The organism is Halomonas sp. CnH100-B (assembly GCF_024124605.1).
Lineage (GTDB): Bacteria > Pseudomonadota > Gammaproteobacteria > Pseudomonadales > Halomonadaceae > Vreelandella.
In genome coordinates, this window is sequence record NZ_JAMXRX010000004.1 from 52371 (window position 1) to 76376 (window position 24006).

The window sequence follows — 24006 nt, forward strand, 5'->3', positions numbered from 1 at the left end:
AACCTAGGACTACACGACACCTTAAGAGTGCCGCCCTAGGCCTCACCGTTTACTCTTTCCGCTTGGCAAGCTGCTCTTTGAGCTGTTTGGGCACTTGCTTGATGATCAACCGATCCTGGGTTTCGTCATACTCAATGCTGGAACCCAGCAGGTGTGAATCAAAGCTGATCGAGACGCCTCCAGAGCGCCCGGTGAAGCGGCGAAACTGGCTGATAGTGCGTTTATCCGGCGGAATTTCCGGCGAGAGGCCGTAGTCGGCGTTGCGAATATGGTCGTAAAACGCCTTGGGCTGCTTCTCATCCACGAGCCCGGAGAGCTCTTCCAGCGTCATAGGTTCGCCGCGGCGCAGCTGCTCGTTGGCGTAATCAACCAGAGTATCGGTTTTTTCCCGGCTGGCGTCGTCGTCCAGGTCCTCTTTTTCGACGTAGTCGCTAAAGGCTTTCAGCAGCGTGCGGGTTTCGGCGGGGGCATCAATGCCCTCCTCCATGCCCAGCAGCGCCGCTACGCCATCAGCGAGCTTTTTACCGCCCCGATCTTTCAGAAACGAGACGTACTGGGCACTTTCCCCACCGCTCTGCCACTGGGTCAGGTTGATGCGGGCTGCCAGGGTGAGTTGGCTCGTGTTCAGTTGGGCGGCAGGCACCGCTTGGTGCGCGTCGTTAAAGCCGATACCTTCCCGCTGGTGAATGAGGGCCATCAGCAGCGTTTCCGTATCGCCCTGTTGTAGATGGGCAATGACCAAGTAACCGCCAACGGAGAGCTGCCCCTGCAGCGTTTGGGCCAGTCGCTCGGCCATCGCGTTCGCCAGTTGGGCAAAAGTTTGCTCGTCGGCTTGATACGCCGTGAGCCACGCCACCAGCGGCCCGGCCTGCTCGCCCTGCTCGGCAAAGCGCCCCCAGCCCTTCGCTTTGGTGTTGTAGGTATCGTTTAGCGCATTCACTAGGCTGGCCATCACCGTGTCGTCGCTGGCGGCAGCGGCCTCGGCAGGCGGAGCCGTCACACTTAAGCGCTCGCCGTCGAGGGATGGCTCAAGGCGGTAGACAGTACTTTGCAGTAGCGGCATAAACAGGCATTACCTTTATAAAAACGTCGAAGAGGTCACTTCAGCATCAGGGCTTTAAGCGGTAACCGGTGCGGAAAATCCAGCCAATGGTGGCAAGGCTTGCCGCCAAAAACAGCAAAATCATCGCCACGCTAGCGCCTAAGCTGACATCGCTAATGCCGTAGAAGCTCCAGCGGAAACCGCTGACGAGATACACCACCGGATTCGCCAGGGTCACGCTCTGCCAAAACGGAGGCAGCATATCGATGGAGTAGAAGCTGCCGCCCAGGAACGTGAGCGGGGTAATCACCAGCAGCGGCACGAGCTGCAGCTTGTCGAAGCCATCCGCCCAGATACCGATGATAAAGCCCAGCAGGCTGAAGGTGACGGCGGTCAGTACCAAAAACGTCAGCATCCAGAACGGGTGGGCGATCTCAAGCGGCACAAAGAAGCTGGACGTACCGAGAATGATCAGCCCTAGCAGTATCGATTTCGAGGCCGCCGCGCCTACGTAGCCCACGACAATCTCCAAATAGGAGATCGGCGCCGACAAAATCTCATAGATGCTGCCGGAGAACTTGGGAAAAAAGATGCCAAACGAGGCGTTCGAGACGCTCTGGGTCAGCAGCATCAGCATAATCAAACCAGGGACGATAAACGCACCGTAGCTCACCCCGCCAATTTCGGTAATCCGCGAGCCAATCGCCGCGCCAAACACCACAAAGTAGAGCGAGGTAGAGATCACCGGTGAGACAACGCTCTGTAGCAGCGTGCGGCGAGTGCGGGCCATCTCCGCCATATAAATCGCACGAACGGGATAGAGGTTCATGAGCGCTCCTTCACCAGGTCCACGAAGATATCTTCCAGCGAGCTCTGCCGGGTGTGTAGATCTTTAAAGCTGATGCCCGCCTGCTCTAGCTGCGTTAACAGGGTAGAGATCCCTCGCCCCTCCTCTTCCTGACGGCCATCGTAGGTGTACACAAGCTCATAGCCGTCGGCGGTCAAGCTGAGTTCTTCCTGCGCCAGCGCAGGCGGCAATTCTGCCAGCGGGCTGTGGAGCTGCAGAGTGAGCTGCTTGCTGCCCAGCTTTTTCATTAGCGCGGCTTTCTCTTCCACCAGCACGATCTCGCCGCGATTGATGACGCCTATGCGGTCGGCCATCTCTTCGGCTTCTTCGATGTAGTGGGTGGTGAGAATGATCGTCACCCCATCGTCCCGCAGCCCGCGCACCACGTTCCACATATCCCGCCGCAGCTCGACGTCCACCCCGGCGGTCGGCTCATCCAAAAACAGAATGCGTGGCTCATGGGAAAGTGCCTTGGCAATCAGCACCCGCCGTTTCATACCGCCGGAGAGGGTCATCAGGCGGTTGTAGCGTTTATCCCACAGCGAGAGTGACTTGAGCACTTTTTCGATATGGGCGGGGCTGGGGGACTTGCCAAACAGGCCACGGCTAAAGCTCACCGTGTTCCAGACCGTTTCGAACGCTTCATTGGTGAGTTCTTGCGGCACAAGACCAATCCGCTCGCGGGCTTGGCGGTAATCGCGCACGCTGTCGAAGCCGTCGACAATGACATGGCCTTCGCTGGGATTGACCAAGCCACATACCAAGCTGATCAAGGTAGTTTTACCCGCCCCGTTCGGGCCGAGCAGTGCAAAAATTTCGCCGCGCTGGATGGTTAAATCCACGCGGGTGAGCGCCTGAAAGCCACCTTCGTAGGTTTTATTCAGGCCATCGATGGTGATGATAGGGTCGTTCAAGGCGTGCTCCTTACATCGCGGGCCAGCGCAGAACCGGCGCAGCGCGATGCCAATGGCACCGCGACATGGCTGCCGCGGTGCATGACGGCCTTTAAAAGGTATTAAGTGCGGCTGGTGATTTCGAGCAAGTGATAGCCAAACTGAGTTTGAACCGGCCCGTGAACCTTGTTGAGCTCACCGCTGAAAACGACTTTGTCGAATTCCGGCACCATTTGGCCGGGGCCAAAGCTGCCCAGGTCGCCGCCCTGACGGCCAGAAGGGCAGCTGGAGTGCTGCTTGGCTACGTCCGCGAAATCGCGGCCGTTCTCGATCTCTTGTTTCAGTGCGTTGCACTGCTCTTCACTGCTTACCAAAATATGACGGGCGCTGGCACGTGCCATAACGAACTCCTTAATAAAAAACCCAATACGGTAGGCCAGTTTATCACGCTCGCTGCTAGTCGTGACCCAAGGCACCGCTATAACGCAGCGCTTCGCCCACACTCGCCAGGGCACGCTCATGGGCCTGCACCGAGAGCGGTCCACGGGTACACGCCACGATGACCCAGGGGCCATTGGCGGCGTCACCTGCTTGAGAGGCACGCGATGCAATACCGGCATCGCAGCTTCGCCGGTGCTGCGTGCCTGTTTTGTGCGCAAAGGTGAACTCGCTGCCCATGCCTTGTTTCAAGCGCCGCTCGCCAGATTTAGTTCGCTGCATGATCGCCAGCAGCGTTTGGCGCTGTTCGGCATTCACATCCTCCATACCACCGTGATGCAGGCTGGCCAGCAGGTCGCCATAGGCGCGCAGCGTGCCCACGTTTTCACCAGTGGCTTCGTAGGCATCGAAGGCGTGGTCGTAGTCGGGCTGTTCGAAGCTCCCTTCACCCATGCCCAATGTGCGCGCTAAGGCGGCAGGGCGCTGGTTCACACGGTGTTGGCGCAGGGCGATAAAATCTAACCCGCCCAGTTGGCGAGCCTCGGGATGTAACTGGCCATATACACCCTGGCGCACTTCCACCAGCTTGCTGATGTGGCCAAGGTGCTCCGGCTGGCCGTTACTGGCGGCGACCATGCGGCGGGCGCGGGCATTCACGGCGTCCAAGCCCACACGGTCTATCAGCATATCCGTGGCGGTGTTGTCGCTGACGGTGATCATTTGCTCGAGCAAATAACGAATCGAGATCGGTGTACCGGGGTCGTGCCAGTTGACCGGCCCAGCGCCATCGACAAAGTCGCTGCGTGCCAATGTAAGGCGCTCATCCAGAGAGAGCGTGCCCGCTTGGCGCTCAGCCAGCACCTGAGCCGCTACGGGCACTTTAATCAGCGAGGCCAAATACCAGGGGTCGTCTGCCTGCCAGGAGTACGCCTCGCCTGTTGCAAGGTTCTGAACATAAACACCTAGCGCGCCGCCAAACACCTCTTCAATGGCGCTTATTCGCGCATCTACATCGCCTTGCCAAGGGCTCTGTTTATCGACCTCGTAGTACCAGTTCGTACTTGCCAATACCGCGGTGCTGGCTGGCAATAAAGCGCATAGCAGCGCGGCAAAGCGTTGAAGATGTCGCAACTTTACCTCCTACCGCTGCTGGTGGCGGGTTATTTGTAACGAGCGATCCAGCGCGTTAGCCAAATCCACAGCGCGGCCCCAAGAATTAACATCCCACCCACGCCAAGCGCCTGTGGATAGGTGTACATGCCTTCGCCTTCCAGCAGAAAACGCAGCACCAGAAAAATCATCACAATGTGGAAAATAAACGCTTTGAGCGCATCGCTACCCACTATGGTTAATGGCCGTAGCGCCTTGGCTGCCGTAGCTCCACCAGCGAGTGCAGCGCCTAAAATAACCAGCGCGCCGCCCACGCTGTACAGCGTGAATTTCAGCCCGGGCGGGTGCTTGCCATCGTTATTCGCCACCGCCAGCATCGCAGCGGAAACATCGCCTTCTGCAAAGGCCAAACCATAGAACGCGGCGACCATAACAGCCCCCACACCCACCAGCGCCAGCACCAGCTTTCGCCGCAGCGCCGTATCAAAATAGCAGCGCAGCAAGGCTTCACCGATCAGCAGGCCCGCCAAAATTAACGGCGCACGGCTGAGCTGGCCCCAGGTGTAATGGTCTTCATGGTCCACCAGCAGGGCTTTTAAGGTGTCGTTCCCGCCAAAGCTCAGCCCCTGCAGCCAAGCGGAGAGCGCAGTTAAACTAATAATAAGTGCACACCGACCCCATAGCGGTGTACGTGCCCATAGTGGTAGTACCAGCGGCACCCACAGCAGGGCAATAGCGTAAAAACCGAGAATTTCTACCCAAATCGCAAAGCGCTGATAAAGCAGCGCATCAACAATATCGCCTGGGGCGTAATACGGCAGCATCTCGACGACCGTCAACGCCTTGTACCAAAACCACACTTCAACCGCGCGCACCCATAGTTTTAGCCGCCGTTTTGGCCACGCCTCTGTTTGGGTAGACGCTAAAAAGGCCACGGCTAGCGCAATCCCAAAGACCAGGATGAACAGGGAAGAAGAGAACTTAGTGAGAAAATGGACGGGCACCATGCCCCAATCGGGGACGTTGCGTATTCCAATCAGCCCACTCACCGTATGGCTGAGAATCATCAGCCCAATCGCTATACCACGGGCGAGATCCATCGCATCTATACGCCCTTCCGCACGGGGCAGGCGTGGCACTTCTTGCCAGGTAAACACGTTAACAACGTCCTTGTAGGGTGTTCGTGTTAGGGAAACATTGCTTTTACCATAGCCTATTCACCTAGTGTGCTATTGCGCTTTATTAAACGTTGCCACTCATCCAACACAACAGTGCCCCGCAATGGGCGGGGCACTGTGCTGCTCATCCGTGAGCGTGAGGGGAAGGACTTCCTTTTGCTAAAATGGGTTTACTGGCCGGATGTGTCATCCTTTTCCGTTTCCCACTGCTCTTGCTCTTCCTCCTCCTCTTCGTAAGTAAATTCTTGCTCTTCCTCTTCGTACTCGGTGGTCACGCCTTCAGTAGTCGACCCCTGCTCCTGCTCGGTGTCGTAGGAGTTGTAGGTGCCTTGATCATCCTGCATGGTCTCTTCTTGCGGCGTTGCGGGCTGCTCTTCAGGCTCTTCCATCGCAAACGCGAGCGGGCTCGCTACCAGACCAAATGATACACCCAGGATACCTAACTTCTTGAGAGCTTCCTTTTTCATGGTCGTGCCTCCTAATGGCAACTCTTTCGTTCAATTCAGCGTTAAACATTTAACAACGTTATGTCTTCACGATAGATTCACGATCGATAAGAGCGGCGAGTCATCCTAACCTTTCGCTCTTACCCAACTATTGCAGACGCCATACCAGGGCATGCCAAAAATAAATATAAACACTATTTTTCAATCACTTAATAAAAACCCCATTAACAGAAACAAGATGAATTGCGATTTTTAATTAGCAAAATCTTGTTTACGTTTGGCACATGAGCCCCAGCGATTCATGCCACCCCGCACCGCGGCTAACTTGGCATAATAAATAGGTACATAGGGCGAAAGCGTTGGTGAGAAAGGTTGCAAGGCTAGAAAGGCTTATTTTAACCCAACATAACTGCTGGTATCTTTTGGTCACCGTTCACCGTATCGAGAAAATAAATGTCTACCCAACAAGCATCCACGTTTCGTTTAGTTACCCGCAGCGATTTTGATGGTTTGGTATGCGGTGCCCTGCTCAAGCACTTAGGCCTTATTGACGACATCACCTTCGTTCACCCGAAGGACATGCAGGATGGCAAAATTGATATTGATGCCAACGACATCACCACCAACCTGCCCTATGTGCCCGGCTGCCACTTAGCGTTCGACCACCACCTAAGCGAAACCGTGCGCAACGTGGAGCGTGCCGACAACCACATCATCAATGCAGACGCCCCTTCCGCTGCCCGCGTAGTGTGGGAGTACTACGGCGGCCACGAGGCCTTCCCCGCACGCTGGGACGATATGATGGAAGCCGTCGATAAGGGCGACTCTGCCCAGTTCAACAAAGACGAAATTCTCAACCCGCAGGGCTGGGTACTGCTCAACTTCATTATGGACGCCCGCACCGGCCTGGGCCGCTTCCGCGACTTCCGCATCTCCAACTATCAGCTGATGATGAAGCTGATCGACTACTGCCGCGAGCACACCATCGATGAAATCCTCGCCCTTGACGATGTGCACGAGCGCACCACGCTTTACCGTGAGCATGAGCAGTTAGCAAAGGAGCAAATCGAGCGCTGCGCAACCGTGCACGGCAATGTGGTAGTACTGGATCTACGCAACGAAGAGACCATCTACGCCACCAACCGCTTCGTGATCTACGCCATGTACCCCGACTGCAACATCTCGATTCACGTGATGTGGGGGCTCAAGCAGCAGAACACCGTGCTGGCGATTGGTAAATCGATCCTGAACCGCTCCAGCAACACCAACGTAGGCGAGCTGTGCTTAAGCTACGGTGGCGGCGGCCACCTAAATGCGGGCACCTGCCAAGTTGATAATGATCAGGCGGAGAGCGCGTTGGCGGAGATTGTTGAGAAGATTAATGCGGATGGGTAAAACGGGTACTTATCTGTCATAAGTAGAGTGGCCGCTACTGGCGGCCACTCTACTTAGTTAACGCAGGCTACTCAGCGCCAACCACATGCTTCACTTCCAAGTACGCACTCAGCCCCCAAGGGCCTAACTCACGCCCGATACCGCTGCGCTTGAAGCCACCCCAGGCAGTTTCGGGTAGCACGAGCTGCTCGCTGTTGTACCAAATACTGCCTGCCTTCAACTGACGGCCAATGCGCTTGGCCCGCTCCGGGTCGCCGCTGATCACCGTCGCGGCGAGGCCATAATCACTGTCATTGGCAAGCTGAATCGCTGCGGCTTCGCTTGCCACGCTACGACCACAAAGTACGGGGCCGAAGATCTCTTCTTTCCACAAACGGCTCTCTACCGGCACATCGCGGTAAAGCGTGGGCGCTAGGAAGTAGCCTTGGGCGGGCAGCGTGCGGTGTTGCCCATCGCGTACCACCGTGAGCCCTTCCTGATCGGCAATATCCAGGTAGCGCTGTACTGCATCGCGCTGCTTAACGCTGGTAAGTGGGCCTAAATCGGTGCCTTCGGCTAGCGGGTCGCCTAGCGTCAGCGCATCCATGCGTTCGGCAAGCGCAGCGTAAAGCGCTTCGGCTATGTCTTCGTGAACCAACAGACGCGAGGTAGCAGAGCAGATCTGACCGGCGTTGAAGTAAATACCCGCCATTACCCAATCAGCGGCTTGGGCGGGGTCCGCATCTTCCATCACTAAAATGGGTGATTTACCGCCCAGCTCCAGCGACACACTCGCAGTACGGGCGCTGGCAGCCTGCATCACCGCTTCGCCAACGCGGTTACTGCCAGTAAAGGAGATTTTATCCACGCCAGGGTGGTTAGTCAGCGGCGCACCGATGCCCTCGCCGTCACCATTGAGCAGATTTAGCACGCCTGCAGGCAAGCCGACTTCCAGCGCGATCTCCGCCAGCACTTGTTCAGGCAGCGGCGTCACTTCTGAAGGTTTAAATACCGCAGTGCAGCCCGCCGCTAGGGCAGGTGCCAGCTTCCAAGCACTGGTCACTAAGGGGAAGTTCCATGGCGCAATCAATCCCACTACCCCAACCGGGTCATGATACGTCCGCGCTTCAACGCCTTCCATGTCGACACTGACCCGCTCCCCTTGCCGGGCATCCAGCGCTTTGGCCTGCTTGGCGTAGTAGCGGTAGCAGGCAATTGCATCGTCTAGGTCAATACCTGCTTCCACCAGTGGCTTACCGTTATTGGTGGCCGACAGTGTGATCAATGCCTCTCGGCGAGACTCAAGTGCATCAGCAAATCCATCGAGGTAGTTGGCACGTTCGGCCCCACCCAACGCCTGCCATTCAGGTTGAGCCTGCTGGGCAGCTTTAACAGCAGCATCCACATCTGCCGCATCTCCACCAGTGACCTGTGCGATACGCTCTTCGCGGTAAGGATTCATCACATCGAGCAAACGGGTGCCCTTCGATGCAACCCAATGGTTGTTGATGAACTGATGATTGAGTGTCTGCATGGGAATACCCTAGTCAGAAAGTGAGCACGCGCGCTGCCAGGCAGCGGCGTCAATTTCGATCAGTAGCGGCCCGGTGGGAACGCGGTTGGCGAGTGCCTGGGAAAGCTCAGCTGGGCTCTCTACCAGCATGCCGGGGCAGCCGAAACCTTCGGCCAGAGTCAGGAAGTTAGGTGCTTGAATATCCACACCTAGGCGGGCCACGCCGTTGGCATCCATATAGCGGCGAATCTCTTCGTAGCCCGCGTTGTGCCATAGCACGATGACCACGGGCAGGCGGGCTTCCACGGCGGTGGCAAGTTCCGAGAGCGTAAACATCACCCCGCCGTCTCCCACCAGCGCTACTACGGGTAGATCTGGCCGGGCTAGCTGCGCCCCTAATGCCGCAGGCAGCCCATAACCCAAGGTGCCGTAACCGGTGGATGCATTGAAATAGCGGCGAGGCGCAGGCTGGCTGACGAGGTGGTTTCCGGCGTACACCGGGGCGGTGGAGTCGCCCACTAGAATGGCGTCAGGTAAGTGGTCGGCCAGCGTTTTATAGAACGGAACGAAATCGCTAAACGCGGGATCGTTGGCCAAATCTAAAGCGTTCAGAGCAGTGGCGGTCTGTTCGCCGCCCTGACGCTTCAGCGGCTCAGAAAAATGCGTTAGCAGAAGCTCCAAACTGCGCCCGGCATCGCCCACCAAGCCAAGCGTGGTGCGCTGGTTGCGCACCAGCTGCTCAGGATCAACGTCGATACGAATCAGCGCGCCGTTGAGGTGAAAACCGTCGTCAAAGACGACGTCATAGTCGGTTTCACCCAACTCGGTCCCTACCGCCAGAATCACATCCGCCTTAGCGGCTAGTGCCCTCACGGCGGGCAGAGCAGCATTGGCTCCTAGGTCCAGCGGGTGATCACGACCCAGCAGCCCCTTGGCGTTGATGGTTGTCACCGTGGGGGCATCCAACTGCTCTACCAGTGCTCGTGCGGCGTCAGGCGCTGAGACACAGCCACCGCCCAACAGCACCAGAGGCAGCTTCGCCGCCTTGAGTAGCCGAGCCGCCTCGGCCAGCCCTTCCGGGTCGGGAGCCGCGCGGTATAGCGTGGGCGCTTGCCAGCTAGTCGGCACGCTGACGGGCGCATTGAACAGATCAATGGGGATTTCAATATGCACCGGGCCTGGGCGCGCGCCGTTGAAAACGGCAAAGGCACGGGCCAACACCTCGGGTAGCGTGCTGGCATCCAGCAACGTGTGGCTAAAGCGCGCCACGCCGCTAATCATCTGTTGCTGGCTGGGCAGTTCGTGCAATCGCCCCTGGCCTAAGCCCAAGGTATCGCGGCGATTAACGCTGGAGATCACCAGCATGGGGATGGAGTCCGCCAGGGCTTGGCCCATGGCGGTGGCAATATTGGTCATCCCCGGCCCGGTGATAATTAAACACACACCTGGCTGACCGCTGGCACGGGCATAGCCATCGGCCATAAACCCCGCCCCCTGCTCATGGCGCGGAGTGATGTGCGCTACCTCACTGCCTTCCAGGCCACGGTACAGCTCCACCGTGTGCACACCGGGAATGCCGAACAGCGCGCGTACGCCGTAGGTATCGCGCAGCAGGTGGATCAACAGGTCGGCGCAGGTCATTGTCGTTGATTCGTTCATGCATAGCCCCTTAGAAGAAAAACGTGTGGGCCATAAAGGCGATGATCGGCAGCGTAATCGCGGTACGCAGCAGGAATACCACGGCCAGCTCCCAGAACTTGATGGGAATCTTCGACTTGAGCAGCAGTGCACCAATCTCCGACATATAGACCAGCTGCGTCATGGAGAGGCAGGCAATCACGAAGCGGGTCAGCTCGCTTTCAATGTTGGTGGCCAGCACCGCTGGCAAGAACATGTCGGCAAAGCCGACGAGTGTGGCAGGGGCGGCCGCCTGGGCTTCGGGAATACGCAGCAGCTCCAGCACTGGCACCATGGGGTAGGAGAGCCAGGTAAACAGCGGCGTGAACTCGGCCAAAATCAGCGCTACGGTGCCAATCGCAAACACCAGCGGCAGCAGCGTCAGGAAGATATCAATAACGTTAAGCAGCGCCAACCGGGCCAGCTCTTTTGGCCCTGGTGCGCCAGCCGCGCGGCGGGTTGCCTGCAGCAGGCTGTAGCGGAACAGGCCCACGTTTTCGGTGCGCTCTTCGCTTAACTGGCAGCCGACAGGCTCGTAATAGTCATCGGATTTACGCGACAGCGGCGGAATCCGCGAGACGATGACAGCTGCCATCAATCCAGAAACCACTACCGTGAAATAGAACTGTACGAAGAGGTGGTTGATCTCGACAAAGTTTGTTACCAGCAAGCTGAAAGCGATGGAAGCAACGGAGAAGTTAGTCGCGATCACCGAAGCCTCACGGCCGTTATAGTAGCCCTGCTCGTACTGCTGTGCGGTAATCAAAACGCCTACCGTACCGGAGCCCATCCATGACGCAGTGGCATCAATCGCGCTGCGCCCTGGCAGGTTAAAGATGACCCGGAACGGCTTACGCACCATGGTGCCAATAAACTCCATAAAACCGAACTCGACCAGAAAAGGCAGTAGCAGCGCGGCAAAGAAAAAGAACGTCAGTAGCACGGGTGCCAGATCATTAAGCATCACTCCGCCCGTGTAAGACGCTGTGATGACTTCGGGACCGAACTGGAAAAACGTCATGATGACGAAGATCGCACCGAGTACCCGCAGCGCTACCCAAATAACCCCCACGTCGAACATGTCTTTGAAGTGGCCTTGCTGTGCCCAACCAGGCTTTGCGAGCTTCACATAGAGCGTCACGATGACGGATAGACACAGCACACACAGGGCAATCGCGGGCAGTGCAGCGCCCAAAAGCGACTGCAGGCCATCGGCCATTAACCCCATGCCGATATTGATCGAATCACCGACTTGAAACGGCATTAGAAAAAGCAGTACGCCCATCAGCGAAGGCAGCAAAAACTTTAGAAGATGTGCTCGGGGGATCAATGAGGACGAAGTGGGTTCTTCCGACTTCGCTTGAGAATAAGACATACGGTTCACCTATTGGATGTGATTATTGGAGGTGGGCTGGCGGCGTCCTGAAGGGAAGCGCGGCTCCCCTTCTTATGTTTTGTCATCTGCGCCTTGTTAGGTCGGCGCTTTTTATGAACACGTGTGTGCTAGGTTTAGGCGTTATGCTTAACGCCCGGCAGTACGCAGAGCATTTCATACAGCAGCGTGGCCCCCATCAGCGCCGTATTACCGCTGGGGTCATAAGGCGGTGATACCTCTACTAAGTCACCACCGACGATGTTCAAGCCAGCGGTGCCCCGCACAATTTCCAAGCCTTGGGCAGAGGTTAGGCCGCCCATTTCCACGGTGCCGGTACCGGGGGCAACGGAGGGGTCTAAGCCATCGATATCAAAGCTGATATACACGGGGATATCGCCCATTTGTTCGCGCACTTCCGCCATCAATGGCGCCAGCGAGCGGTGCCAGCACTCCTCAGCCTGCACCACACGGAAGCCCTGCTCGCGGCACCAGTCGAAATCTTCAGGGGCATAACCAGTCCCGCGCAGGCCAATTTGCACGACCTTGTTATGGGCGAGTAACCCTTCCTCCTGGGCACGACGGAACGGCGTGCCGTGCGCGATGGGTTCGCCAAACATGTGCTCGTTCACATCCGCGTGGGCATCGATATGAATCAACCCCACCGGACCATGCTTTTTCGCCATGGCACGCAGAATGGGTAGCGTCAGCGTATGCTCGCCGCCCAGGGTTAACGGAATGCAGTCGTGCTTGAGCACGTCGTCATAGAAGGCAGTGATGATGTCGACGCTTTTCGGCAGGTGAAAGGTGTTGATGGGCACATCGCCAATATCGGCTACCTGAAGACGCTCGAACGGCGCAGCGCCTGTCGCCATGTTGTAAGGGCGCAACATGCGCGACTCATCGCGAATCTGGCGTGGCCCTAGGCGCGTACCCGGGCGGTTCGACGTACCGATATCCATGGGTATACCGATAAAAGCCGCATCCAGCCCTTCGGCACTCTCTTGCGTGGGCAGGCGCATCATGGTGGCAGGCCCCGCAAAGCGCGGCATGGTGTTGCCGCCCAGCGGCTGATTAAAGTCCGACATCATTTTCTCCTTGGATTTATTATGGCCAGCCTGACGGGCCTAGCGCTTTAGCGATTTATCTAGCTCATACACAGGTACTGCACAGACCATGCCAAGTCACCCGCGCCGATAAATAGGTAGGTTTACCGGCTTATCGATGCAAAAATGAATCAATCAACCAATTAAATGATGCAATAGTGACTCAATGAGTCACCTTTGCATCACTCTGTTCATCCAACGATATAAAAGCGGCTGCGGTAGATAAGGAGGACGTATGAGCGAAATCGACAGGCGTGTACTGCAAACCATCATAGAAACCGCCAACGACCACTTCTTCATTGTCAGTGGCGATGGACAGATCTTGGATATTAGCCCCGGTGCTGAGGCGGTGTACGGCGTATCGCGAGAAGAGCTTCTTTCAAGCAGTGTTCAGCAATTGCAGGCGGCCGGTGTTTTGAAACCTTCCATTACCATGGAAGTGATGCGCACCCGCCAGCCTGCCCAGTTGATGCAGATCACCGGCACGGGCCGCCGCGTCATCGCAGAAGCCTACCCGGTGTTCGTCAACGGCACGCTAGAGCGCATTATCAGCCGCTCACGGGATTTAACCGATTTGCAGCTACTGCAAGATGAGTATGCCCTGCTGCAAAAACGCTTTAGCGAGCACTTAAAGCGCAGCCAAGCCGCGCCTGATGCAGAAGAGCAAGCGCTGGATGACGCGCTGGATAACCTACAGGTCAGAAGCCATGTGATGCGCGAAATTGCCCTACTGCTCAAGCGTGTTGCGCCGTCGGATGCCAACGTCCTGATGCTCGGCGAATCTGGCGTCGGCAAGACCGCGTTTGCCAAACAGCTTCACCGCTGGAGCCAGCGCTGCGACGGCCCCTTTATTGAGGTGAACTGCGCGGCAATCCCGGAAAATCTGTTTGAGTCCGAAATGTTTGGCTATCAGCCCGGCGCCTTCAGCGGTGCAGCCCGGCAAGGCAAAGCGGGGCTGTTAGAGCAGGCCGAAGGCGGTACGCTGTTTCTGGATGAAATCGGCGAGCTGCCGCTGTTAATGCAAACCAAACTGCTCAAGGTCATTCAGGATGGCAGCTTGACCCGCCTGGGTGATACACGTTCCCGTCGGGTCGATTTCCGTTTGGTGGTCGCGACCAATCAGGATTTGGGCAAGCAGGTAGAAGCGGGGCTTTTCCGCCTGGATCTTTATTACCGCCTCAACGTCATTCCCGTCACCCTGCCACCTTTGCGCGAACGACGTGAGGATATTCCCGACTTAGTGGAAGCGTGCTTACAACGGCTGAACCAGCGCTATGGACGGCAGAAAATTCTCGGCAATCAAGTCTGGTCGACGCTCATGGGCAGCGACTGGCCGGGTAATGTCAGGGAGCTGGAAAACTGGCTGGAAAGAGCCTGGCTTTCAAGCCCCACCGATCAAATTGAAGTGCCTACAACGCAAGCCTATACCGAACAGCATACCCACAGCTTGGCGAATGTATCTGCCTCACCTTTAGCGGCACCGCTCGCCCCAGGCGAAAGCTTGAAAGAGTATCTAGAACGGCTGGAGCGGGACGCGCTACAAACGTTGTGTCACACGTTGCCTAGCACCTACGCCATCGCCAAACGGCTGGGTATCAGCCAGTCCAGCGTGGTGCGTCGGTTACAGCGTTATGGCATTAAAATCCGCCGCTAACGCCTCGGTGCATCACCCACCTGCCATATAAACGTCATTCAACCGCAACATCGCCATCACATGATCCCACTATACGACGCTAAAAGGCGTCGACGAACGCCACTCACGACCAGACAGAGGCCTTGAGCATGAGAGATCATGTCATCTTGATGCAGCAGGGAAACATCGTGCAGGAAGGCACACTTAGCGACCAGACTGACAGCGTAGATGCTGCTAACGCTACCAGCAGTATGGCCATGAACTTTCTACCTCTGATAGAGGGCGAACACGGCGCGGTGATTGAGGGTGAAACCTCCTCCCTTCCCGTCGCGCCCAAAGAGGCCGCCGGTGGGTATCTAGGCTTGCGCCCCGGCGCTATTGAATTACACCCAGTATCGGCAACGGGCATGCCCGCTAAAGTGCTCCGCACCGAGCGTTGGGAGGACGATACGATGGCGCATGTGGCCGTTGGACCTCATGTGGTGCGCGTTCGTTTGAACGGTCATCAGCCTATCGACAACCAAACGTGCAAGCTTACGTGGGCACCTGCGCTTGCTCAGCTCTTTGATGCGCAGGGAGCCCGCCAAGATACGCTGTTGGCCTTTGCGCTTTCCGCCACTGATCGACGAATTCCCCGACCGCCAAGGGTGGGTTCGTTCCAACATTGAGTTGGTGATGACGATCACAGGCCTTCGCTAGCCAAACTCACGTGAGTTTTCGTGCGACAATTCTCCTTCACGCACACGACAAGGAGAGCAGCGATGCACGGCGACTCGGCAGCCCTCAAGGTACTGCAGGAGGTCTTTGGCTACGACCACTTTCGTGGCCCGCAGCAGGCCATCATTGAGCATGTGATGGCGGGAGGCGATGCGCTGGTGCTGATGCCCACTGGCGGCGGTAAATCGCTGTGCTATCAGATCCCTGCGCTGCTACGTGAAGGCACCGCGATTGTGGTCTCGCCGCTCATCGCGCTGATGCAAGATCAGGTGGCCGCGCTGATTCAGAACGGGGTGCGCGCCGCCTACCTGAACTCCAGCCTCGAGATGCATGAGGCGATGGATGTGGAAAACCGCCTGCGCGAGGGCGAGCTGGATCTTCTCTACGTCGCGCCCGAGCGGCTGGCAACGGCACGCATGCAGATGCTGCTGGAGCAAACGCGCATTGCGCTGTTCGCCATCGATGAAGCCCACTGCGTTTCCCAATGGGGGCACGATTTCCGCCCCGAGTATCGCCAGCTCTCCCACCTGCACCAGCGCTTTCCTAACGTGCCGCGCATCGCGCTCACCGCCACCGCCGATGTGCCTACCCGGCACGACATCATGGAGCATCTGCAGCTTCAAGAAGCCGCGCTCTACAACAACGGCTTCGATCGGCCCAACATTCGCTACCATATCGCTGAAAATCAGGGCAATGCCAAAGAGCAGCTGCTGAGTTTCATCCGTGAGCATCACGACGGCGAGGCGGGCATCGTCTACTGCCTCTCACGGCGCAAGGTGGAGGAGACCGCCGCTTGGCTGGCACGCCAGGGGTTGACCGCGCTGCCCTACCACGCCGGGCTGCCCGCCGAGCAGCGCCAGCAGCACCAAACCCGCTTTCTGCGCGAAGACGGCGTGGTGATCGTCGCCACCATCGCTTTTGGCATGGGCATCGACAAACCCGACGTGCGCTTTGTGGCACACCTCAACCTGCCCAAAAGCATCGAAGCCTACTATCAGGAAACCGGCCGCGCCGGACGCGACGGGCTGCCCGCCGATGCCTGGATGGCCTACGGGCTTCAGGACGTGATCACTCTGCGCCAGATGCAGCAGGATTCCGGTGCCGCCGACCAACAAAAGCGCATCGAGCAGCAAAAGCTCGACGCCATGCTAGGGCTCTGCGAGATCATTAGCTGCCGCCGTCAGGCGCTGCTTCACTACTTTGGCGATTCATTAGACGAACCCTGCGGCAACTGCGATAACTGCCTCACTCCACCTGACACCTGGGAGGCCACCGTCGCCGCGCAGAAGGCGCTGTCGTGTGTTTACCGCACCGAACAGCGCTTCGGCGTGACGTATCTGGTGGATGTGCTGCTGGGCAAGCGTAACGAACGTATCAGCCGCTTCGGTCACGACAGCTTGAGTACGTTCGGCATTGGCAAAGAGCTCACCGCCAGCGAGTGGAAAGCGCTCTTTCGCCAGCTAATCGCCAGCGGCTATTTGAGCGTGGATATGGAGGGCCATGGCGGTATCAAGCTCACCGCCAACGCCAAGCCCATACTGCGCGGCGAGCAGAGTCTCACCCTGCGCAAACCCAGCAAGCCCGCGCGGCGCGGTGCCAAAGGGGCGTCTGCCGTCAAGGGCCACGGCGCCCTGTGGGAAGCACTGCGCCAGCATCGCAAGGCGCTTGCCGACGCCCAGGGCGTACCCGCCTACGTGATTTTCAACGACGCCACCCTGGCTGAGCTGGTAGAGCAAAAGCCGCAAACGCTGCAGGCGCTGGGCACCATCTCGGGCATCGGCGCACGCAAGCTGGCGGATTATGGCGAGGGGATCCTGCGTGTAATTTTTCCTATTGAGAAATAGAAACCAGATAGCTGACTATTACCAATGTAAGATATTAGGGATCACAAGGGTTGTTATAAAATTCATTGAAAAAAGCTAACTTCGGTGAAATAATAAATATTGCCTAGCAATTAGACTCATGTCACTGACAGTGAGTCTCGGGGTATGAGTCATACCTTGCATTGAGTGGATGACAGCTCGTGTTACGGTGGCTTTGGTTCGGAGCCCAGCCGTAGTCACGACTGGGCTCCGAACCAAAGCCACCGCGCTGAATGTAGGCATAAATGAATACAACAGAAAAAAAGATAACTGCACACAATCGAATTGGCCCTCACAAAAGGGCCATTTCTTTTTTATGCGAATCAATAAGAAATAAAGAAATAACTGTAGCTGCATCAACGCCTAGGCTTTTCTTTCTATGCGGCGCTAACATCAAAGAAGGCGTTCTTTCTATTCGCCGGCAGCGCTTAAGAGACTTTATAGAAAATTCAATAGAAAACTCTAAAGTAGTAATTGCGGAACATTTTTTTGAAAATTTTCAAAAAAACCATAGAGATAAAAAAGACAACAGAAACTCTCTTGACTTTGAGTTTATATTAACCGAAATATCTGAAAAGGTTATAATAGTACTCGAGAGCCACAGTTCATTCTGTGAACTTGGCGCGTTTTCTCACAACAGCCTTCGCAACAAATTATTAGTTATAAATGATTCTAAACATCAAGCAACGCGCTCATTTATAAACACTGGCCCTATCTTAGCTTTAACTGAAAATTATGGCCTCAATCGAGTTCTGTGGTATGACATGAGGGAAAGGGTAGATGAGGAAGATAGTATAGCTTCTATTTTCTTACAATTAGAAGAAAGTATCGGAAAGAACGCCATTAAAGTTGGTGATCCCGTCAACATTGATCCAACCCAAGGTCCGACAACTATAGAAAAAGCTTTATTTATCCATGATATTATACACTTTTACAAACCGAATGATTATAGCGCGCTCATAAGAATATTAAAAGAAATATTTGGGCATAACAAAAGCTTTGATATGATTCGTCATATCATGGCCATACTGACCTCACTAAAGTTCATCCAGTACGACCCAGAAAAAAAGTCACTTAAAAGCTTAAACAACTCTATCTTCTTAAGCTATGGAAATAAAGAAAGACAAATAAAGTCTGGTTTCCAGTTATCAATGCTAAAACAGAAAATGAGGGCTTAAGATGGATATAATAGATTCATTTTGCAATGAAATAGGAATTAGCCCCGACGAATTCGAAAATTATGTCCTAAGTGCTCAAAAGCGCGTAAAAAAAGCTCGTATCAAGAAAAAAGACGGAAGCAAACGTGAAATAACCATACCCTCATGGGAATTAAAAATAATTCAGTATTGGACTATAATTAATTACTTAAGAAAGCTACCTGCAAGCGACGCAGCGACAGCATATTACAAAGGCTCTAGCATTTTAAACAATGCTAAAAGACATAGCAATGGAAAGTATTTTGTAAAATTAGACATAGAGTCTTTCTTCCCCTCAATTAGCAAAGAAATTTTTATTTCTGCATTGAAAAAAGATGAAGAAAAAACTAGCTCCCCTACTACAAAGCAACTTATAGAAGCTTCAAAAAACAGCATTTTTTTCGATGGCTTATTTTATAAAAATGCATGCGTAATAGGCTACCCTGCTTCACCTTATATAGCCAACTATGTTCTTCGAGATTTTGACCAAAAAATATCTGAAGCACTTAGCTCAGTCAGCGACCAAATAGGCAATTATTGCTTCACGAGGTATGCCGACGACATAATGATATCTTGTGAAAAAAAAGGCAACAAGGCACTAATATACAAAATAGTGAAAGAAACACTAACAAAAACTTACAAAGGATCTCTCAGAATTAAAAAAGAAAAAACAAAAGCAACAACCAAAAGTGGAGGAAGCACAAAAATAACCGGAATTATAATCTGTAGCGACGGAAGGCTAACCCTGCATAAGAAATACAAAGACCATGTGCGCCTACTCTTCTCTCTTTACTCTAAAGATAAACTAAAACCCGAAGAAACATCGTCTCTTCTAGGTCACCTAAATTATATAAAATCAGTAGAGCCTACGCTCTATAACAAGCTATACACCAAGTATTACAAGCAGATAAAAGCACTACTAAACAACTGAAACACTCAAAAGCACGTTAGAAAAAACAGTCTCTTAGTACGCATAATGAAATTTTTCTATCTATAATAACTCATTAAAATCTAAGTACTGTAATCAAAAACAATGCTCGCCCCGAGCAATCGCCGCTGAGTCAAACACGCCGGTATCCAAAATCCAGGCGGTGACCAGCTTGGCGGGCGTCACGTCGAAGGCGGGGTTCCACACCGGGGCATCGCTCGGTGCCCACACCACCTCGCCAAACGCGCCTGCGGCTCCGCGCACTTCCGCGCCATCGCGCTGTTCGATGGGAATCGCCACGCCGGTCGCGCAGGCGGGGTCGACCGTGGTGTAAGGGGCGACCACATAAAACGGCACCTGATGGTAGTGCGCCGCCACCGCCAGCATGTACGTGCCCACTTTATTGGCAAAGTCGCCGTTGGCGCAGATGCGATCCGCCCCGACCATCACTTTATCCACCTTGCCCGCCGCCATCAGGCTGGCCGCCATGCTGTCGGTGATTAACTGGTAAGGAATGCCTAAATCGGCCATTTCCCACGCGGTTAAACGCCCACCCTGGAGCAGCGGACGGGTTTCATCGACATAGACATACAGATCTATGCCACGCTGTTTGGCGATGGCCAACGCGCCAATCGCGGTGCCCACACCGGCCGTGGCCAGCGCACCGGTGTTGCAGTGGGTCAGCACGCGGTCGCCGGATGCCAGCAGGTCGGCACCCCGCTCGGCCATGCGTTGGCACAGCGCGCGGTCCTCGTCAAACAGCGCTTTGGCTCGTTCGGCCAGGGCGTCAGCGCCCTGGGCAAAACAGGCTTCCATGGCGTCCAGGCAGTACATCAGGTTCACTGCCGTGGGGCGCGTCGCCCGCAAGCGGTCGCTGACGGCTTGCCACTCGGATTCGGGATGGCGAGCGGCGTACTGGGCCAGCACGAAAGCAGCGCTCAAACCAATCAGCGGCGCGCCACGAATGGCGAGGTGTTTAACCGCGTGCTGCCACGCCTCGGGGGAGTCGCAGCGCACCCACTCTTCGGCCTGGGGTAGCCGGGTTTGGTCCAGATACTCAAGCGAGTCGGCATACACCCGTAAACTGCGTGACTGTAAATTGACCATGAGGGGCTCCTTGATAATGGGGCAAGCAGAACAGCGGCACGGCTTATCAGGCGCGAAGCTTATCATATAGAATGGCCGCCACTAGACGAGGCGATGCTGACCCGATGAACACCTTACACACCGAACTGCTGGACGCCATCTCCTGGGCGGCGCAGCAAGGCTGGACGCCCGCCACCGGCGGCAACTTTTCCGCGCGTACCGAGGCGGGCTATCTAGTCACCGCCTCCGGGCGGGATAAAACCCGTATCCAGGCGGATGACCTGCTGCTGTGCGACCTGGAAGGCCGCGTGCTGGAAGGCAACGGCAAACCCAGCGCCGAAAGTGACCTACACGCCGCGCTGTACCGGCTAGACCCCAGCATTCACTGCGTGCTGCACACCCATACCGTCGCCAGCACCGTGCTGTCGCGGCGCTTTCCCGAAGGCATTGAGCTAAGCGGCTTTGAGATGCAAAAAGCGTTGGCGGGTAACGTGACGCATGATGCGACGATTCTTTTGCCGGTGGTGCCCAACTCCCAGGATATGGAGGAGTTAGCCGAGCATGTTCGCCAAGGCTGGCCGATGCCCTGGGGCTTTTTGGTCGCGGGCCACGGTATTTACGCCGTGGGCGACAGCATTGCCAGCTGCCGCCGCCACCTGGAAGCAATCGAATTCTTACTTGCCTGTGTACTGGAAGAGAGCCGATGGTCCCAATGAGTAACCCAACCGTTCGCGCCATCGTGACCGATATCGAAGGTACCACCACCGATATCCACTTCGTTCACAAAGTGCTGTTCCCCTATGCCTACGCCAAGCTGCCTGACTTTCTGCGTGAGAATGCAGAAGCACCGGCGGTGGCCGAGCAGATTGATGCCGTGCGCCATGAGATGCAGGACGCCGACGCCACACTGGAAGCGGTGATTGCCACCCTGCTGCACTGGATCGACACCGACCAGAAAGTGACGCCACTCAAAGCCCTGCAGGGCATGGTGTGGGCCGACGGCTACCAGCGCGGCGACTTCACCGGCCATTTATACGCGGATGTTGCTCCGGTGCTACGCCAGTGGCAGGCCGCAGGCGTGGCGCTCTATGTGTACTCGTCAGGCTCGGTGCAGGCGCAGAAGCTGCTGTTTGGCTACAGCGACGAGGGTGATTTGACCCCGCTGTTCAGCGGCTACTTCGACACGCACATTGGCCATAAGCGCGAGGCCATGGCCTATCAGCGCATTATCGAGGCGCTCGATCTACCTGCAGAGTCGATACTGTTCCTGTCGGATGTGGTCGAAGAGCTGGATGCGGCCAAGCAGGCGGGTATGCAAACCCTGCAGCTCGTGCGCGAAGGTACCCAGGCGGGCACTGTACACGCCTGTGTCGACAGCTTTGCTGACATTGCCCTTTAACGGCTATGTTCACCCCTTACCTCTTAGGAGCGTCTTTATGTCCCAACTGAAAGTCTTTGCCGATCAACATCCTAATGATGCGCTGCTGGACACCACGGACGGCGAGCAAATTACCGCTGAGCTGAACCGGGTAGGCGTTCTATTTGAGCGCTGGGCAGCGCCGGGCGAGATTGCCGACGATGCCACCCAGGAGGAGATTCTGGCGCTCTATCAGGAGGACATCGACCGGGTCAAAGCCAAGGGCGGCTACCAAACCGTCGACGTGCTGCACATGGTGCCCACCCACCCAGACAAAGAGGCGATGCGTCAGAAGTTCTTGAACGAGCACCGCCACCATGAAGACGAAGTGCGCTTTTTCGTGAAGGGCCAGGGGCTGTTCTGCCTGCACATCGACGACAAGGTGTATCAGGTGCTCTGCACCCGCAACGACCTGATCAGCGTGCCTGCCAATACCCCGCACTGGTTCGATATGGGCCCAGAACCGGAATTCACCGCGCTGCGCTTCTTCGACAACGTAGAAGGCTGGGTGCCCCACTGGACCGAAAGCGACATCGCCGGGAAGTTTGATCGTTTAGATCAGCTTTAACGTGTGAAGGCGGCTATCGCCGCCCTCGCGGGTGCCTCATTTGTTCGTACCTCGCAAGATTCGTTACGCCGCGCTACATGGCTTCGCCGAACTCCAGGAGTGGCATTCGTAGCGCGGCGTAAGCGGAGCGCACCCGCGAAGCACCGCAAAGCGGTGCCGAAGGTGCCACCTAAAGTGCTTACAACACTGATTTCTGATTGTATGCTTTGGCTAAAGCCACCAATGCGTTGAGATCACAATAAGCTTCCGGTTCCATGATCAGCGCTTGGCCCATCAGCACGTTGCGTGCTTCCAGCTTGGCGCGTAAGGCGGTGTCTTCGATCTCTTCAAAGTCAGCGTTGTGGGCAAGCGACAGCACGCGGCGGTGCATTTCGATGCCGCAGTAGGCCAGCGCATCTTCACGGATCTCTTCCAGCAGCGCGTCGCAGGCGTCGTCGGCGCTGTTGCCCTGGTCTTCGAACAGCGCTCTGGGGAACAGAATACCGGTGCGTTCGGTTTGCCAGAGGTGGCGAAACTCCTCATCGAAGCGGGTAAAGCAATCGGTGATCACTTCTAAAATCCACGCTTGATAGGCATCAAGATCGCTCTCTGCGCGGTGGGCAGGCTGGCTAAAGTAGGCCATGAAGAAGTTGGCTACCGCCATGCCCAAGTCGAACGCCATCGGGCCGTACTGGGAAAATTCAGGGTCGATGACGCGCACGCTGGTGTCGGTGGCCATGATGGAGCCGGAGTGCAAATCGCCGTGCAGCATGGTCTCGGTGTTGGCGGTGAACTTCATCAGCAGCCGCTGCACCTTGGCTTTCAGGCGGGCGTTGCGGCGCAGCTCGTCCACCACGGGCGATAGCTCGGGCGTGTGGCGGTTCATCTCCGCGCCGTAGTAGGGGTCGGTAAACACCAGCGATTCGGTGATCGCCGGAATCGCCACGTTGCCAGAGAACAGCCCGACATCGGCTTTCTTATCCGGGCTTGCCATGGAGAGTTCAGCGCCGCGAAACGCCGTGCGTGCGCAAAACTCACCCAGAGTAGCGCCCAGCTCCGCCACGCGTTCGCCGCTGATCAGCTTGCGCCGCAGAATGATATGGGGGTGCAGGTACTCCATCACGATCAATGCCTGGGGCTTGTCGAAGTAGTACACCTCGGGGGCCACGCCGGGCGCCCGCGTGGCCTGGCGCACCAGCGCGTAATATTCAAAATGGGCGCGATAGAGTGGCAGCGGCCAGCTCTCACCTACCATGCGCACATAGGGCAGCGCCTGCTTGACCACCACGCTGCCGGTGCTGCCCGTCACGATGAATACCAAGTTGAGGTTGCCATCGCCCACTTCACGGATTTGCCACTCGGCGGGGTTGCCGCCCACGCGGCTGGCGACGGCCTCCACACCGCCTAGCCGCTGGCCAAGGGTATCCACTCCCAACGCTTGATAGCTCTGCTCGTCTGTCACCGATGATTCCTCACACAAAATGGATGTGTGTTTGTCATACCCAGTAATGGTTGTCAAATTCGCTTCCACCTCTGGCCACGTAAAGCCTCATAACGCGGGAAATGTTAAACAATGCAACGCCTATGGATAACTCTTGTAGCAGATTTATAGTAATACCTGACT

At 56.1% G+C, this 24006-nt stretch carries 22 protein-coding genes; 9 read left to right on the forward strand and 13 right to left on the reverse strand.

The window, feature by feature from the left end:
- Positions 1-49: 49 nt before the first annotated feature.
- The 7 genes from NH398_RS09885 to NH398_RS09915 all read right to left on the reverse strand — a co-directional run bounded on the left by NH398_RS09885 (position 50) and on the right by NH398_RS09915 (position 5975).
- The gene (locus NH398_RS09885) at positions 50-1063 is read right to left on the reverse strand and encodes a nucleoid-associated protein (RefSeq protein WP_253018274.1); all 1014 of its coding nucleotides are present in this window, start codon (positions 1061-1063) and stop codon (positions 50-52) included.
- 46 nt (positions 1064-1109) lie between these two features.
- Complete coding sequence (locus NH398_RS09890; protein ID WP_253018276.1) at positions 1110-1871, reverse strand: ABC transporter permease; 762 nt, start codon at positions 1869-1871, stop codon at positions 1110-1112.
- Positions 1868-2803, reverse strand: coding sequence for an ABC transporter ATP-binding protein (locus NH398_RS09895; protein WP_253018278.1), 936 nt, complete (start codon positions 2801-2803; stop codon positions 1868-1870). Before NH398_RS09895 ends, NH398_RS09890 begins: the two co-directional genes overlap by 4 nt.
- Before the next feature lie 101 nt (positions 2804-2904).
- On the reverse strand, positions 2905-3183 hold the full coding sequence (locus NH398_RS09900; RefSeq protein ID WP_016915098.1) for a peptidylprolyl isomerase: 279 nt from the start codon (positions 3181-3183) through the stop codon (positions 2905-2907).
- A 55-nt stretch (positions 3184-3238) separates the two neighbouring features.
- The gene (locus NH398_RS09905) at positions 3239-4324 is read right to left on the reverse strand and encodes a serine hydrolase (RefSeq protein ID WP_253018780.1); all 1086 of its coding nucleotides are present in this window, start codon (positions 4322-4324) and stop codon (positions 3239-3241) included.
- A 56-nt stretch (positions 4325-4380) separates the two neighbouring features.
- Entirely contained in the window at positions 4381-5487 is a 1107-nt protein-coding gene (locus tag NH398_RS09910; protein WP_253018280.1) for a heparan-alpha-glucosaminide N-acetyltransferase domain-containing protein, read from the reverse strand.
- Positions 5488-5678: 191 nt separating this feature from the next.
- Positions 5679-5975, reverse strand: coding sequence for a hypothetical protein (locus tag NH398_RS09915; protein ID WP_054641241.1), 297 nt, complete (start codon positions 5973-5975; stop codon positions 5679-5681).
- Between the two features lie 432 nt (positions 5976-6407).
- On the opposite strand from NH398_RS09915, the gene NH398_RS09920 reads away from it, so the two are divergent.
- Positions 6408-7349, forward strand: a complete 942-nt coding sequence (locus NH398_RS09920) for an exopolyphosphatase (protein WP_253018282.1) — start codon at positions 6408-6410, stop codon at positions 7347-7349.
- Positions 7350-7416: 67 nt separating this feature from the next.
- Here NH398_RS09920 and NH398_RS09925 read toward each other — a convergent pair whose 3' ends face one another.
- The 4 genes from NH398_RS09925 to speB form a co-directional block, all read right to left on the reverse strand.
- Positions 7417-8862: an aldehyde dehydrogenase family protein gene (locus tag NH398_RS09925; RefSeq protein WP_253018284.1), complete on the reverse strand. Its 1446-nt coding sequence runs from the start codon at positions 8860-8862 to the stop codon at positions 7417-7419.
- A 9-nt stretch (positions 8863-8871) separates the two neighbouring features.
- Positions 8872-10500 (reverse strand): 5-guanidino-2-oxopentanoate decarboxylase, encoded by a 1629-nt coding sequence (locus NH398_RS09930; RefSeq protein ID WP_253018286.1) that lies wholly within the window; start codon positions 10498-10500, stop codon positions 8872-8874.
- A 10-nt stretch (positions 10501-10510) separates the two neighbouring features.
- Entirely contained in the window at positions 10511-11893 is a 1383-nt protein-coding gene (locus NH398_RS09935; RefSeq protein WP_253018288.1) for a YjiH family protein, read from the reverse strand.
- A 134-nt stretch (positions 11894-12027) separates the two neighbouring features.
- Entirely contained in the window at positions 12028-12978 is a 951-nt protein-coding gene (speB, locus tag NH398_RS09940) for an agmatinase (protein WP_253018290.1), read from the reverse strand.
- Between the two features lie 253 nt (positions 12979-13231).
- Here speB and NH398_RS09945 point away from each other — a divergent pair, with 253 nt between their 5' ends.
- From NH398_RS09945 to NH398_RS09965, 5 genes are all read left to right on the forward strand, one after another.
- Positions 13232-14650 (forward strand): sigma 54-interacting transcriptional regulator, encoded by a 1419-nt coding sequence (locus tag NH398_RS09945; RefSeq protein ID WP_253018292.1) that lies wholly within the window; start codon positions 13232-13234, stop codon positions 14648-14650.
- Between the two features lie 128 nt (positions 14651-14778).
- A complete protein-coding gene (locus NH398_RS09950; protein WP_253018294.1) occupies positions 14779-15297 on the forward strand; it encodes a hypothetical protein in 519 nt (172 codons plus the stop codon).
- Between the two features lie 93 nt (positions 15298-15390).
- A complete protein-coding gene (gene recQ, locus NH398_RS09955; protein ID WP_253018296.1) occupies positions 15391-17190 on the forward strand; it encodes a DNA helicase RecQ in 1800 nt (599 codons plus the stop codon).
- 263 nt (positions 17191-17453) lie between these two features.
- Positions 17454-18386: a retron St85 family effector protein gene (locus NH398_RS09960; RefSeq protein WP_253018298.1), complete on the forward strand. Its 933-nt coding sequence runs from the start codon at positions 17454-17456 to the stop codon at positions 18384-18386.
- A gap of 1 nt (position 18387) precedes the next feature.
- Complete coding sequence (locus tag NH398_RS09965; RefSeq protein ID WP_253018300.1) at positions 18388-19335, forward strand: retron St85 family RNA-directed DNA polymerase; 948 nt, start codon at positions 18388-18390, stop codon at positions 19333-19335.
- 93 nt (positions 19336-19428) lie between these two features.
- On the opposite strand, the gene mtnA is transcribed toward NH398_RS09965, so the two are convergent.
- Entirely contained in the window at positions 19429-20439 is a 1011-nt protein-coding gene (gene mtnA / locus NH398_RS09970) for an S-methyl-5-thioribose-1-phosphate isomerase (RefSeq protein WP_253018302.1), read from the reverse strand.
- A 104-nt stretch (positions 20440-20543) separates the two neighbouring features.
- Between mtnA and mtnB the strand changes: the two genes are divergently transcribed.
- The 3 genes from mtnB to NH398_RS09985 are packed head-to-tail and all read left to right on the forward strand — an operon-like array spanning position 20544 to position 22403.
- Complete coding sequence (mtnB, locus tag NH398_RS09975; protein WP_159343291.1) at positions 20544-21134, forward strand: methylthioribulose 1-phosphate dehydratase; 591 nt, start codon at positions 20544-20546, stop codon at positions 21132-21134.
- Complete coding sequence (mtnC, locus tag NH398_RS09980) at positions 21131-21817, forward strand: acireductone synthase (protein WP_253018304.1); 687 nt, start codon at positions 21131-21133, stop codon at positions 21815-21817. The genes mtnB and mtnC overlap by 4 nt, the downstream gene beginning before the upstream one ends.
- Before the next feature lie 37 nt (positions 21818-21854).
- Entirely contained in the window at positions 21855-22403 is a 549-nt protein-coding gene (locus NH398_RS09985; protein ID WP_089675241.1) for a cupin, read from the forward strand.
- 178 nt (positions 22404-22581) lie between these two features.
- Here NH398_RS09985 and mtnK read toward each other — a convergent pair whose 3' ends face one another.
- Positions 22582-23844 (reverse strand): S-methyl-5-thioribose kinase, encoded by a 1263-nt coding sequence (gene mtnK / locus NH398_RS09990; RefSeq protein WP_253018305.1) that lies wholly within the window; start codon positions 23842-23844, stop codon positions 22582-22584.
- Positions 23845-24006 lie beyond the last annotated feature (162 nt).